At 42.7% G+C, this 13,690-nt stretch carries 10 protein-coding genes; 7 read left to right on the plus strand and 3 right to left on the minus strand.

Annotated elements, in window-relative coordinates:
- Position 1: 1 nt before the first annotated feature.
- The 3 genes from I8752_RS26935 to I8752_RS26945 all read right to left on the minus strand — a co-directional run bounded on the left by I8752_RS26935 (position 2) and on the right by I8752_RS26945 (position 1,974).
- Positions 2 to 232, minus strand: a complete 231-nt coding sequence (locus tag I8752_RS26935) for a PIN domain-containing protein (protein ID WP_214435290.1) — start codon at positions 230 to 232, stop codon at positions 2 to 4.
- A 155-nt stretch (positions 233 to 387) separates the two neighbouring features.
- Complete coding sequence (locus tag I8752_RS26940) at positions 388 to 1,455, minus strand: NAD/NADP octopine/nopaline dehydrogenase family protein (protein WP_225895937.1); 1,068 nt, start codon at positions 1,453 to 1,455, stop codon at positions 388 to 390.
- Between the two features lie 207 nt (positions 1,456 to 1,662).
- The gene (locus I8752_RS26945; RefSeq protein WP_225895938.1) at positions 1,663 to 1,974 is read right to left on the minus strand and encodes a hypothetical protein; all 312 of its coding nucleotides are present in this window, start codon (positions 1,972 to 1,974) and stop codon (positions 1,663 to 1,665) included.
- A 525-nt stretch (positions 1,975 to 2,499) separates the two neighbouring features.
- On the opposite strand from I8752_RS26945, the gene I8752_RS26950 reads away from it, so the two are divergent.
- The 7 genes from I8752_RS26950 (at position 2,500) to I8752_RS26980 (ending at position 13,689) form a co-directional block, all read left to right on the plus strand.
- Positions 2,500 to 3,792 carry a substrate-binding domain-containing protein gene (locus tag I8752_RS26950; protein WP_214435293.1) on the plus strand — a complete coding sequence of 431 codons (1,293 nt, stop codon included), beginning with the start codon at positions 2,500 to 2,502 and terminating at the stop codon, positions 3,790 to 3,792.
- Between the two features lie 120 nt (positions 3,793 to 3,912).
- A complete protein-coding gene (locus I8752_RS26955; RefSeq protein ID WP_214435294.1) occupies positions 3,913 to 6,702 on the plus strand; it encodes a TonB-dependent siderophore receptor in 2,790 nt (929 codons plus the stop codon).
- A 211-nt stretch (positions 6,703 to 6,913) separates the two neighbouring features.
- Positions 6,914 to 9,505: a TonB-dependent siderophore receptor gene (locus tag I8752_RS26960; RefSeq protein WP_214435295.1), complete on the plus strand. Its 2,592-nt coding sequence runs from the start codon at positions 6,914 to 6,916 to the stop codon at positions 9,503 to 9,505.
- Positions 9,506 to 9,573: 68 nt separating this feature from the next.
- Positions 9,574 to 10,326: an alpha/beta fold hydrolase gene (locus tag I8752_RS26965; RefSeq protein ID WP_214435296.1), complete on the plus strand. Its 753-nt coding sequence runs from the start codon at positions 9,574 to 9,576 to the stop codon at positions 10,324 to 10,326.
- Positions 10,327 to 10,367: 41 nt separating this feature from the next.
- Positions 10,368 to 11,417, plus strand: a complete 1,050-nt coding sequence (locus I8752_RS26970; RefSeq protein ID WP_214435297.1) for an ABC transporter substrate-binding protein — start codon at positions 10,368 to 10,370, stop codon at positions 11,415 to 11,417.
- Positions 11,418 to 11,635: 218 nt separating this feature from the next.
- Positions 11,636 to 12,655 (plus strand): FecCD family ABC transporter permease, encoded by a 1,020-nt coding sequence (locus tag I8752_RS26975; RefSeq protein ID WP_214435298.1) that lies wholly within the window; start codon positions 11,636 to 11,638, stop codon positions 12,653 to 12,655.
- Positions 12,652 to 13,689: a FecCD family ABC transporter permease gene (locus tag I8752_RS26980; RefSeq protein ID WP_214435299.1), complete on the plus strand. Its 1,038-nt coding sequence runs from the start codon at positions 12,652 to 12,654 to the stop codon at positions 13,687 to 13,689. The genes I8752_RS26975 and I8752_RS26980 overlap by 4 nt, the downstream gene beginning before the upstream one ends.
- Position 13,690: the final 1 nt, after the last annotated feature.

Raw genomic sequence — 13,690 nt, forward strand, 5'->3', positions numbered from 1 at the left:
ACTACTCACCAGCTTCTAGTTGTTGCAGAACCTCCTCAACATTTAAAACAGAAATTAATGTATTTGAAAAATCAGTATCACGAGTGACAACTGCATCCAATCCTTGAGCAACAGCACAAGCTATCTGAACAGCATCTTCAAAATCAGTCAAACTAGATGAAAATGCTGATTCTAAAACTGCTCGATTAACAGGACAAATCACCATAGCAGTTAGCGTGCCGCGCTTGCTCAACTAATTGGAAGAGAAACTGAATGAATCGCAAAGTATGATGGATGTTGCCATTGCCATTGTTTTGAGCCATCATGACTTTTCAATTCTTCAACAGGATTATCAAGTAGCCAATTCTACTAATTTCTACAAAACTAAGAAGACGTGAGTTTGATGAGTTAAAGTTCTTGAGCGAGCTGATACCGATCCAATTCTAGAAACTCAGCGTTCCACTCCAGAGGTATATCAAGGAACTTATTTCCGATTGTGATGCAACTGTCTAGAAATGGTGTTTCTACTCCAGCTAGGCGAGCTAAAACTTGTAGGGGAAAACAGCCATAAGGCAGATCCTCAACCAAATAGCGGTGATGAGGGTTATACAGCGTCGTACTGGAGTAGGCTCCAACCTGCTGCATATGTTCATAAAGGGACGATGCTGTGGTTCCATATGCAATCTGATAGTGGCTTTTGATATCAATTAAGTTAGGCACTTGCAGTGCTTCACCTACTGCAATGCGATCGCGATCTAGGTGGTCGATAAGTCCAACAGTTCGACGACCAAGGTTATGATAAGGGTTGTAATCCTCACCAGATTCCCATCTAGCTAATGAAACCAGAAGCAGGGGAAGGTGGATAATGTCATTAACTTTATTGAGATTAATTTCTAAAACCGAGGTCGCAGCGCATAAATTACTAAAGACAGTTTGGTAAGCGCTCACAATCCGATCTGTCATAATTTGGTTCTGAGCTGCCACAAAGAACTTGTTAGTAAGCGTACTAATTTTGACTCGATCCTCCGTATTACTGCGACTAACGAACGGAGTATTGTTGACATCACCCACAACAGGCAATTGTTCCTCAGTTATTCCCAATCTCTGGAGTTCCTGACAAAAAACTCGACCTGCAAAGCGACTAGCGCAAAAAACCAGAACGTTCATTTGAGGATTAACATATTCAGCTAAAATCTTGGCGTAGGGTTCGATGTCTTGACCGCGACAACATATCAATACGTTGAGTGGTAGCTTACCACCATTTAGTGCTGCCAACTCATAAATATTATTGGAACAAGCTGCAACTAGATAACTTCCAGGAGAAACCGATCCAATTGAGTTAATGGTTCTTGTCTGGGCAACTATAGAAGAACGGCGAGAGAAAAGGTAAACAGTGTATCCTTGATTACTCAAATAAACAGCTGTCGCTAAACCAATGTGTCCTTTGCCTACAACTAAGTAGCTATTTTGTAGCATTATCCGAAAACCATAAAAAGGATATCTTAAATTCACCACTCGCATAAAATTTTGTCTGGGCGTTGGTGAATCCAAGTGTGAATTAGGGACTGACAAATAAATATCCCATTGCTGTTGAAGCTTTTTGATTTGGGGAGGCTCTTAAGGAGGAGAATCTCAATGGTAGTGTTGCATACAGGGATTGAATAATTATTTATTGGAGTTCCCTTATTTATGCACAGGTGTAGCCTGTGTAGCGAAAAGTTGAGCCAGTACGCCCGCAGCAGGTTTCCCGACTTGTACTCTAAAGTCGAAGCAAGCGATGCATAACGTCTTTGACAAAAGAAACAACTGGCGTTGGAGCGGAAGTTTCTGACCTAGACGCTTTGCGCTGAAACAGTCCTGTAGGCAGGTTTCCCACTGTAGGGAACTGTTGAACTCGTTCGACGTTCGGCGTTCGCCCTTAGCATTACCAAAGGCTAGCCGTTCTCGTTCGCGTAGCGTCTCCCCTTGGGAGAAGAGTAGTCGTTCCCCGTTCACCAAAGGTGTTCTTAAAGGGTAAGGGTTCCCGCAGGGTAAGGCTTGCCACAGGCATATATTAGCGTCGCTAAAGCGACCCTGGAGCGTCACTTTTCAAAACAGACATCGCCTCAAGCTTACAAGCGTTCTGCGCCTGCATCTGTACATAACTATATTTAAGATAACCTACAAAATTGTGGTAGTTTCTGTATCTCTAAATACACTATTTCTGATAAAGTACAAGGAAAAATTTTTTATTCTTTAGCAATGATTTTGGCTATATGTATGGTATTCTTGCTAAAAGGAGACAAAAAACAGTAACAAACTAATAAAAAAGTCTGAAATTACTTGACTTCCAACAAAAACAAAAATCTGGTAAGTATACTGACAAGATGTACGCAAAATTACAAAAGCATTAACAAGACTTCCAGCAGAAAAGGTGCACGTTAAGACTTCCAGCAGAAAAGGTGCACGTTGAAAGACCTTGCTATTAATTAGACACTTAAATATGTCTGCTACGGCTTTTTGTAGGAGAGATACAGCCTTATGAAGCAGGATACAAGTATTTGCAATAACCTGAAAGCAATTAGGAATCGTCTAGGCATGAGTCAGCAAGAGCTGGCTAATATAGTTGGTGTTACCCGTCAGTCTATTGCTGCTGTGGAAACGGGACAATGCGCGCCTTCTGTTGCTATTTGCTTGCGTTTAGCTAAGGCACTTGGTTGTCAAGTTGAAGACTTATTCTGGCTAGAAGAGGAGGATTTACCTAAAATTGAGGCAATTCTTGTTGGTTCGATCCCTAATGTACAGCGATCGCAAGTTAGTCTAGCGCGGATTGGAGATCGATGGATAGCTTATCCCCTATTAGGCAGAGATGCTTTTCGCATTGAAATGATTCCATCTGATGGTGAGGTAGTTGCAGCAAGCTATCCCGTTGTAGGGAGTGATACTGGCACAAGCGATAGCAATGTAGGAGCGTCGCCTGTAAGGGTGGACGGGTTATCTAGCAAAAGCAAACTGCCATTAGCCTCAACAAAAGTGAGGAACGAGCGTCACCCGGAGGGTGAAGTAGAGAGCCAGATAGGTACAAACAAAGTCCTGGTTCGGCTTTTGGATGATATAGACAAATTGCACAATACAGTTGCGATTGCTGGTTGTACGCCTGTGCTTTCCCTCTTGGCAAGAGCAACTGAACGTTGGCATCCACAGCTGCGAGTTCATTATCGTTTTGCCCACAGCATGGCTGCATTGCATAGTCTGTGTCGAGGTGAAGTACATATTGCAGGAATGCACTTGTACGATCCCCATACTGGCGAACATAACATTCCCTTTGTGCGAAAAGTATTAACAGGTAAGGATGCCGTCTTGATTACTCTTGGGGTTTGGGAAGAGGGATTGTTAGTTCAACCAGGAAACCCAATGAAAGTTAAAACAGTTTCCGACTTAGTAGAATTTGGAGCAACTGTTGTCACCCATGAAGTGGGTTCTGGTAATCGGATGCTTTTAGAACGGAAATTTCAAGAGGAACAAGTACCATTGGAGGCTGTGAAAAGACTCGCTCGTATCGTTCACAACCATCAGGAGGTTGCCTTATCTATAGTCTCAGGAGTCGCTGATGCAGGTATTAGTACGGCATCTATAGCCGCTACCTTTGGGTTGGGATTTATTCCTCTTCATAGTGCGCGATACGATTTGGTGATTCTCAAGGAATACTTGGAAGAAGCACCAGTACAGCAGTTTCTCAATATTTTAGGAAATCGGTTAGTGCGATCGCAATTACAAATTCTCGGCGGTTATGACATCAGCAAGACTGGGGAAGTCGTAGCAAATATTTCATGACAATTGTCTGGAAAACAAGATAAATGGTTGATTTCCTACTCAATCTTGCTTATACTTCGCTATGTAAACTTTACTTGCGGAAGTAAAGAATATTGGCATATAGATTAGTAGGAAAGTGGAATGAGCAGTTATTGGGGTGTGTGCAATGGGTGTTTGCTAAGTTTCCTAGCAAGTGTTTGCGTCGGTTTTGGCAGTAACCTAGTCAAGCAAGAGCCAACTCTTGCACAGTCCCAAGTAAATAAAGAAGCAATGCTTGCGGCGGGTTACGCCTACGCATCGGTAGCCAGAAAAACCTCTGTTCAATCTGCTTTAGTCACTAATTGGAAAAGGAAGCGATCGCCGTACCCCTACGGGGAAGCAAGCTACGCGGAGCGTTCCGCAGTCAAGGCGGCTCCTAAAGGAGGATCGCAAACACTTATATCAGAAGTTCGCCAACTCAATTCTATAGAACGTCCTTTCACCGATACATCATATTTATTGAGGGTCAACAGAGTAAAGAACTCGATCGCTCAACAAAGTCAACTCACAACTGATGTAGTGTCAGTTACAGATGTGAAAGTGAAGACCACCAATAAAGGAATAGAGTTAATTTTAGTTACGGCTAGCTCAGAGAGATTGCAAGTTTTACCGAAGACACAAGGAAATTCTTACATTGTAGATATTCCCAATACCAAGTTACAGCTTGCCAGTGGAGAGAGTTTTCGACAAGAAAAACCAGTAGCAGGGATTACCGAGGTAACAATTGTAAATACTGGTAACAACACCTTGCGATTGACGGTTGTGGGGAACCAGAGTCCGCCACAGGTGGAGTTGTTTGATAGTGTTACTGAAGGTCTAGTGTTTGAAGTGAGTACCACAGCCTCAACTGCACAACAACCAACAACTACGCCTGAGCAAAACCAAGAGCCAATAGAACTATTAGTAACTGGTACTCCAAACACCAGATATCAGGTTCCCGATACGACTGTGGGAACTCGGACTAATAGGCGGGTACAGGACATTCCTCAGTCGATTCAGGTGGTTCCTCGACAGAGTTGGCAGGATCAAGCAGCCGTTAATACCATTGATGCCCTAAGAAGTGTCGGTGTTATCCAAGCCGCTAATTCGCCGACCAATGGTGATGTGTTTACAATTAGAGGTTTTCAAACGAGCAATATCCTTCGCAACGGTCTTAAGGACTATACAGCAGGAGCAGTATCAGGACAATCTCAACTTGCTAACATTGAAAGGTTGGAGGTTCTAAGGGGGCCAGCTTCTGTCCTTTACGGTCAAGGTAATCCGGGTGGTACGATTAACTTTGTTACCAAGCAGCCGTTGAGTGAGCCTTACTTCGCTACCAGTATGACTTTTGGTAGTTATAGTTTCTATCAACCAACCTTAGATATCTCTGGGCCTCTCAATTCTGACAAAACGCTGCTTTATCGTTTAAATGCTTCCTACATCAGCACAGAAAGTTTTGTTGACTTCTTTTACAATCAGCGTTATCTAATTGCACCTGTTTTGAGTTGGCAAATAAGTAAGAATACGAAGCTGACTTTTGAAGGCGAGTTTCGAGACCAGCAGCAAGCTCATAGAACGGGGCTACCTGCTGTGGGAACTGTCTTGCCGAACCGAAACGGAAAGATTCCGCTCAATGTCAACACATTAGATGAAGGTGCCATAAACAATCGTCGTTCCATGCTATTGGGCTATAACTTTGAACATCGTTTTAGTGATAATTGGTCTTTGGTGAATGCTTTTAATGTTAGGTCTTTAAGATATAGAACAGATACTGCTAATCCTGGCTCTTTACGAGCCGATCAACGGAGCATAAACCGCACACGGCAAGACTATCTAGGGCCTGCTGCCGATGACGAGTATGCTCTAGATAGTCATGTGGTAGGTAAATTTAAAACTGGCAGCTTTCGGCATGAATTAGTTGCTGGTTTTGACTTGTATAGAGACATTGTTCAGTTCGATCAGACCATGCGGTCTCTTGCTCCTCTAGATTTGTTCAACCCTGTCTACGGTCAATCTCCTGGTAGTATTGTTTCTAGAATTAATCAAAAAACTAAAAACGATCAGCTCGGTTTTTATGTTCAAGATATAGTCTCACTTACCAATAACCTGAACTTGGTTCTGGGCGGACGCGGAGATTTTGTCGATAATCAAGTTACCAATTTTTTAAGGGCAAGTGGCAATCAAAGTCAATCAGACTTTGCATTTAGTCCTCGTGTAGGTCTTGTTTATAAACCTATCCCACCCGTTTCACTCTATGCCAGCTACAGTCAATCATTTTCCCAGAATATTGGAACTACGTTTGAGGGTGATTTATTTGAACCTAGTCGTGGTACTCAATACGAAGTAGGAGTTAAAGCTGATTTCTTCGGTGGCAAGCTGTCTTCAACCCTGGCTTTGTATCAACTGACTTTATCCAATATTTTGACGACTGATCCTAATCATCTCACCTACTCTATCGCAACAGGAGAGCAACGTAGCCGAGGTGTTGAACTCAACGTTACAGGCGAGATATTGCCAGGCTGGAATGTGATTGCCTCCTATGCTTATACGGATGGACAGGTGACAAAGGATAGCAACCTATCAATTATTGGCAATCAACTAGTAAATGTTCCTGAGAATAGCGCGAGTTTGTGGACGACTTATACCTTTCCCAAGGGAGATTTGCAAGGGTTAGGGTTTGGCTTGGGTTTATTTTACGTTGGCGATCGGCAGGGGGATCTGAACAACTCGTTCAGTGTACCCAGTTATTTACGCCTTGATGCTGCTGTCTACTATCAAATAAATCGCCTTCGCTTCGCACTTAACTTTAAAAATCTGTCCGATGTTCGATACTACACCGCCCGAAATATTAACCTTGTTTATCCTGAAGACCCATTTATTGTGGAGGGAACAGTAAGTTGGGAGTTTTGATAGGGCAATAGTGGAATGACACGCTTGAAAAATTAATTATTTCCAAGTTAAAAGTCAAAAGAAATATTAAGCTTATCTTTTTCTACTTTCGGTTTTTAACTTTTTATTTTGGGCTTATTTGGTCAATAGTGTGAGGGTTTGAAGAGTGCATTTACAAAAACAATTTGTGTTTTTTTACCGTAGTCTTTTGCTGTGTAGTTCTTGTTTAGCGATGTCTATCGACAAGCCGATGCCCGTCTACGCTGTACCAGTTTCGGGTCAACAGCTCCTAAATACTAAAGCTAATCAACAGCAGTCGTCATGGCAAAAAACTTTCACTAAAGCAGTTGAACCAACTACAGAGATTCATAGCAACAGCAGTGCTGTGTATTTATTGAGAACACCCAGGAATCAGAACTCTGCTTCTCAAATCACTCAAGCAACAACTTCTGTTGTCTCAGTTACAGATGTGAAGTTGAACATTACTGACAAAGGAATAGAGTTAATTTTAGTTACACCCAATTCTAAGCAGTTATCAATTTCACCAAAAACTGAAGGTAATTCCTACATTGTGAATATACCCAATGCTCAGTTGCAATTGGCGAGTGGGAATAGTTTTCAACAATCAAAGCCAGTTGCTGGAATTGCACTAGTGAAAGTTGCCAATGCCGACGCTAACACCCTGCGGGTGACAGTAGTTGGGGAAACAGGTACGCCTGCGGTGGAGTTGTTTGATAGTCAGACTGAAGGTTTAGTGTTTGGAGTGACAAGTACTAGATCTACGGCACAGCAGCCAACACCGACACCAGAGAAGCAACCGCCCATTGAGTTAGAGGTGATTGGGGAGGCTGAAGGCAGCTATAACGTTCCTGACGCGACTACAGCCACAAAAACACCAACGCCACTACGCGACATTCCTCAATCGATTCAAGTGGTTCCCCGGCAGAGTTGGCAGGCTCAAGGAGCCATTAACGCTATTGATGCTTTAAGAAGCGTCGGTGTTATCCAAGCTTTCAATTCACCCAGCAATGGTGATGTCTTCACAGTTAGGGGTTTTCAGACGACCAACATTCTTCACAATGGTCTTAAGGACTATGTAGGAGGAGCTACAACGGGACAAACTCAACTCAACGACATTGAACAGATAGAAGTTCTGAGAGGACCTGCCTCTGTCCTTTATGGACAAGGCAATCCAGGGGGCACGATTAATTTTATCACTAAGCAGCCCCTGAGCGAGCCTTATTTTGCTGCCAGTATGACTGTTGGTAGTTATAGTTTGTATCAACCAACTTTAGATATTTCTGGACCTCTTAATTCTGACAAAACGCTCCTTTATCGATTAAATCTTTCTTACTTCAATACAGAAAGCTTTGTTGACTTTTTTAACTCCCAGCGTTATCTAATTGCGCCTGTTGTTAGTTGGCAAATAGATCGCAATACAAAAGTGACTTTTGAAACAGAGTTCCGATACCAGCACCAGTTTCCAAGAACAGGGCTACCTGCTGCGGGAACTGTTTTGTCGAACCCAAACGGAAAGATTCCGCTCAGTCTTAACACATTGGATGTGAACGCCAAAAACGACACTAGCTCTGTTCTGTTAGGCTATAACTTGGAACATCGCTTTAGTGATGACTGGTCCTGGGTGAATGCTTTTAAGGTTAGGTTTGTTGGCTTTTTAAGAGATAGTGCCAATTCTGTTGCTCTACAACCTAATGGTCGGACTCTGAGACGCTCAGAGCAAACCGATATAGGAGGGCCAGGTGTGGATAACGAGTATGCTCTAGACAATCATGTGACAGGTAAATTTAAAATCGGCGGTCTTCAGAATGAATTAGTCGCAGGTTTTGATTTGTACAGAGAGATCAATATTTACAATCGGACTATGAGTGCTATTGGTTCTATTGATCTATTTAACCCCGTCTATGCTCAGCCGATTGGTGCTGTTACTTCTACACTGAATCAAAAAACGATCAATGATGACATCGGCCTTTATATTCAAGATTTAGTAACCCTTGCTCCTAACCTGAAGTTAGTCCTCGGCGGACGAGGAGATTTTGTCGAGAACAGCGTTACTAACTTTTTAAATGCAAATGCTAATCGAAGTCAACCAGACTTTGCATTTAGTCCTCGTGTAGGTCTTGTCTATCAACCTATCCAACCTCTCTCACTCTATGCCAGCTACAGTCAATCCTTCTCCCAAAATCCTGGAACCACGTTTGGGGGTAGTTTATTTAAACCCAGTACTGGCACTCAATACGAAGTAGGAGTCAAGGGTGATTTCCTCAGCGGCAGGCTATCTTCAACTCTTGCTTTGTATCAACTGACTTTATCGAACGTTTTGACAACCGATCTGAATAATCCTACATTTAATGTCCAAACGGGGGAGCAACGTAGCCAAGGCATTGAACTCAATGTGACGGGGGAGATATTGCCAGGCTGGAATGTGATTGCCTCCTATGCTTACACGGATGCACAGGTGACAAAGGATAATGTATATGCTATTGGCAATCGACTGCCGAATGTCCCTTTCAATAGCGCGAGTTTATGGACGACTTACACTTTTTCCAAGAGTAGCCTGCAAGGATTAGGGTTTGGCTTGGGTTTGTTTTATGTAGGCGAACGGCAGGGAGATTTGAACAATGCGTTCAGTGTATCCAGTTATTTACGTACTGATGCAGCTGTGTATTACCAAAGAGATCGCTTTGGGATCGCTCTCAACTTCAAGAATCTGTTCAATGTTCAGTACTTCACCCCTCGAACTATCCAACTTGTTTATCCTGAAGATCCATTTACGGTACAGGGGACAGTGAGTTGGAAGTTTTGACAGCGCAATAGTGGAATGGCACGCTTGAAAAATTAATTATTTCCAAATTTTGATGTTTGAGAGTATTTATGTCTGATGATATCAATGTTGTTTGGATCAGTTCTAGTGATGTATTGCAGCGTTTTGATCAACCACTACTAGAATATTTATCGCAGTATGTGAATGTAGATCAATGGGAGTATCACCATCATCTAGATGAAGGTAGTTCTGTAGATGAAGCTGTAGATTTGATGAATGAGTTCTTAGCACAACCTTCTCATCCCATACACTTAGCAGGTCATGGTGCAGGTGGTGCGATCGCTTTAACTTTTGCTCGTCTCTATCCCCAAAAAGTGCGATCGCTGGTCTTACTAGCTGTAGCTTCTCAACCTGCTAATACTTGGCATGTCCACTATTATCTGCAAAGAAAATTATTTACTATGAGTCGGCGGCAAGTTTTAGCAAACTGTGTTCGCCATCTTTTTGGCGAACAACCCCACAATACTACTAAAAAGTTAATGGGTATACTATATAGAGATTTAGAAGAATCCCCACTTTTGCATTCTCTTTTCAAGTTGATTCAGTTACCTCAAGGTGGGGTTTCTATGCCGATGATGATCTGTGGGAGTATGAATGATTTCATTGTTAATTCACCTGCATTAAAAGGCTGGTTAAAAGAGTTTAAGCCTGGAGATCATCTGTGGGAATATCCCAAAGGTTATCATTTTTTTCACTACTTTTATCCTCAACAAGTCGGCGAACAAATGTTGAGTTTTTGGCAACCATATCATTTACAATCAATGCTGAAATCTCAACCATTTTATCGAAATTTTACAAATTAACAAGTATTCTCTAAAGACGTATATGTATACCCTTTTGCCTCTTGCACAACCAAGACGCGATCGCTCTACCATTACCTGTATCTTGTTCACTGTATATGCCTAAGTTCTGCTTTATTGTGCTGCTTACACTATTAGTGATTTCTGCTTGTAGTTCCTTTGGTTGTCAATTACAGAACCGCAACATAGACGTTGTTTCCTCAAGTCGAGCATCACCTGTAGTTTTCCATCCAGTCCAACATTTAATGGGTCAAACTCTAATTCCTACCCATCCTCAACGAGTTGTCGTTTTAGATCCGTGGATTGTAGAAATACCTCTAGCTCTGGGATTCAACGTAGTGGGTGTTCCAGATCCGGCTAAAACTCTCCAAGGGATAGGATTGGCAAATAAACACCCTGGTATTGAAGACATTGGTGCGCTTCTTTCACCCAACATGGAGAAAGTCATGGCTGTTAAGCCAGACTTGATTTTAGGCACGAAGCGAAACCGGGATACTTACAGTTTATGGTCTCACATTGCACCGACTATTCTGCTCAAGATAGAAAACAGTGGAGATTGGAAACAACCGTTTATGCCAGCAGCAAAAGCTCTGGGGAAAACCGAGGTGGCACAACGCATAATCGAGCAGTATAACGCTCGTTTAGCCGAATTCAAACAAAAGATGGGTTCTCAACTCAAAGAGACTGTAGTTTCCGTCGTGCGCCTCATGCCACAGACGATTAATCTGTTAACCAAGGGTGCATTCTCTGGAGTAATCATAGAGGATGCTGGTCTAATCCGTCCTCCTTTACAAAATCTGGATGCCGTAGCAACTCAAAAGAAATGGGGCAGCCCCATTAGTTTCAACATATCTTCAGAGATCGTCGCCCAGATAGATGGGAATGTCCTATTTCTACCGCTCTTCGGCTTCAAAGACCCTACCGAAGCCAATAATGCTGTGCATCAATTCATGGCAGAACCTCTATGGTCAAAACTTAAAGTTGTCAAGCAAGGTAAATTTCATGTAATTAGTGGATTTTATTGGCAAGGTAGTAGCTATATATCAGCTAATCGAGTTCTTGATGATTTATTTACCTACTTGGTAAAGGGGTAATAGTGGAATGGCAGGCTTGGAAAGCGGAAATACTTGTGGTTTAAGCAGTTTTCAATTATTAATTAAAACTGTTTTGCATATTAACTAGAACGGTGGGCGCAATGTGAGACAATAAATTGTAAAAGGATAGATGATACGAAAAAAGCATCAACTCTTAATTTATCACCTTTTCCTCTGTTATTAAAAAATCCTACTTTATCTTAACTTGTCATGAATTCATGAACATAAATATTTCTGATTCAGAAAAATACTACATTCGCATTTTCAGTTTATGTATAGGTATCTTAGTAGTATTATTGGGTATATTTGCCAGTATTTCTTATGGTGCTGCTGACATTCCTATTGCCAAAATATTCACTGCATTCACTAACTATGATGATTCCACTGAGCATATAATTATTCGCTCGATGCGCCTACCGCGTACACTGATTGCAAGTATGGTTGGTGCTAGTTTGGCTATAGCCGGAGCATTAATGCAAGGACTGACTCAAAATCCTTTAGCCGCACCAGGAATCTTGGGGATCAATGCAGGTGCAGCTTTAGCAGTGGTAACAGTGGTCTTTGGCTTGGGTACATCTTCAGCACCTCTAATTACCCTTGTAGCATTTGTTGGGGCATTGGTAGCAGCCTTAGCAGTTTATTCTCTCGGTTCACTTGGACACGAAGGCGCAACACCATTGAATCTGACTATTGCTGGTGCAGCTTTAACTGCTTTATTATCTTCTATTACTACAGGTGTACTGATTTTAAGCGATCGCACTTTAGAAGAAGTCCGCTTCTGGTTAGCAGGTTCTCTAGCTGGGCGAGACTTCAATCTATTTCTGACTGCGTTACCTTGGATGGTAGTAGGATTATTAACAGCTTTTGCTTTGAGTAGACAAATCAACGTCCTCAGTTTAGGAGAATCGGTAGCTACAGGCTTAGGTCAGCAAACAAGTTGGATCAAGTTGGCAACAGCATCGAGCGTTGTCATATTGGCGGGGAGCGCTGTAGCATTAGCAGGGCCTATCGGCTTTGTCGGTCTGGTAATTCCCCATCTGGCGCGGGGAGTCATGGGTGTTGATTATCGTTGGGTATTGCCTGGTGCAGCGGTGTTTGGTGCTGGTTTACTGGTATGGGCAGATTTAGCAGCCCGTTGGGTAATTAGACCCCAAGAATTGCCTGTAGGCGTGATGACAGCGCTTTTGGGAGCGCCATTTTTGTTGTACTTAGTACGTTGGCGGGTGAAGAGAGGATGACAACAATTCCAAATTCTAGATTGCAAATTCAAAATTCAATACTCAACAATCAACCTGTAACTAGAGTATTGTTGCTACTGCTATTGCTCACCCTCGCTGTTTTGGGGATGAGCCTCAGTTTGGGAGCTTATCCTGTGCCGCCAGTAGATATAGTAAAAGCTGTTGTTGGTTTACCTACACTTGACCCAGAATCTCCCTTTGTTGTTGTTACCTTGCGTTTACCGAGAGTGTTAATCTCCTGGTTGGTAGGAGTCAGCTTGGCTATTGCTGGTGCAATTTTACAAGGATTGACACGTAATCCTTTAGCCGACCCTGGTATTGTTGGAGTAAATGCAGGTGCAGCCTTAGCTGCGGTGATTTTGATTGTGCTATTCCCAACTGTACCAACTATATATTTGCCCTTGGCTGCCTTTGGTGGTGCTTTTGTTGTCGGGTGTCTAATCTACTTGCTAGCTGGTACGGGAGAAAAATCTCCTCTGCGCTTAGTGTTAGTGGGAGTAGCACTCGCAGCAATTATGGGAGCTTTCACAACTTTGATACTCACTTTTGGTCAAATAAATGACGTTACCAGAGCATTGGTGTGGTTGGCGGGTAGTGTTGCTGGTAAAAGTTGGGAGCAAGTTTGGCAACTGCTACCTTGGATAGTTGTCTTTGTTCCCTTGGCGTTACTGCTGACGCGGGAACTTGATACTCTGCAACTGGGTGACTTGGTAGCTAAAGGACTCGGTAGCCGAGTCACATGGCAAAGAGGCAAATTATTGTTAGTGAGTGTGGCGCTGGCAGGGTCAAGTGTGGCGATCGCAGGTACAATTGGTTTCGTTGGATTAATGGCTCCTCATTTAGCACGTAGACTTGTCGGCCCAATACATAAAAATTTACTACCAGTTGCCGCCTTGATAGGAGGATTACTCGTAGCAGCAGCAGATTTTTTGGGTAGAACTTTATTTTCTCCGACACAATTACCTTGTGGTTTGCTTACTGCTGCTTTGGGAGCGCCTTATTTTATCTATTTACTCTATCAAAGGCGGCGGTGAT

Source organism: Dendronalium phyllosphericum CENA369, assembly GCF_016056275.1.
Taxonomy (GTDB): domain Bacteria; phylum Cyanobacteriota; class Cyanobacteriia; order Cyanobacteriales; family Nostocaceae; genus Dendronalium; species Dendronalium phyllosphericum.

Excerpts from the sequence above, each read along its gene's own strand:
- I8752_RS26940 (WP_225895937.1), bottom strand. The coding sequence starts at position 1,455 with ATGCTACAAAATAGCTACTTAGTTGTAGGCAAAGGACACATTGGTTTA.
- I8752_RS26950 (WP_214435293.1), top strand. The coding sequence starts at position 2,500 with ATGAAGCAGGATACAAGTATTTGCAATAACCTGAAAGCAATTAGGAAT.
- I8752_RS26955 (WP_214435294.1), top strand. The coding sequence starts at position 3,913 with ATGAGCAGTTATTGGGGTGTGTGCAATGGGTGTTTGCTAAGTTTCCTA.
- I8752_RS26960 (WP_214435295.1), top strand. The coding sequence starts at position 6,914 with ATGTCTATCGACAAGCCGATGCCCGTCTACGCTGTACCAGTTTCGGGT.
- I8752_RS26965 (WP_214435296.1), top strand. The coding sequence starts at position 9,574 with ATGTCTGATGATATCAATGTTGTTTGGATCAGTTCTAGTGATGTATTG.
- I8752_RS26975 (WP_214435298.1), top strand. The coding sequence starts at position 11,636 with ATGAACATAAATATTTCTGATTCAGAAAAATACTACATTCGCATTTTC.
- I8752_RS26980 (WP_214435299.1), top strand. The coding sequence starts at position 12,652 with ATGACAACAATTCCAAATTCTAGATTGCAAATTCAAAATTCAATACTC.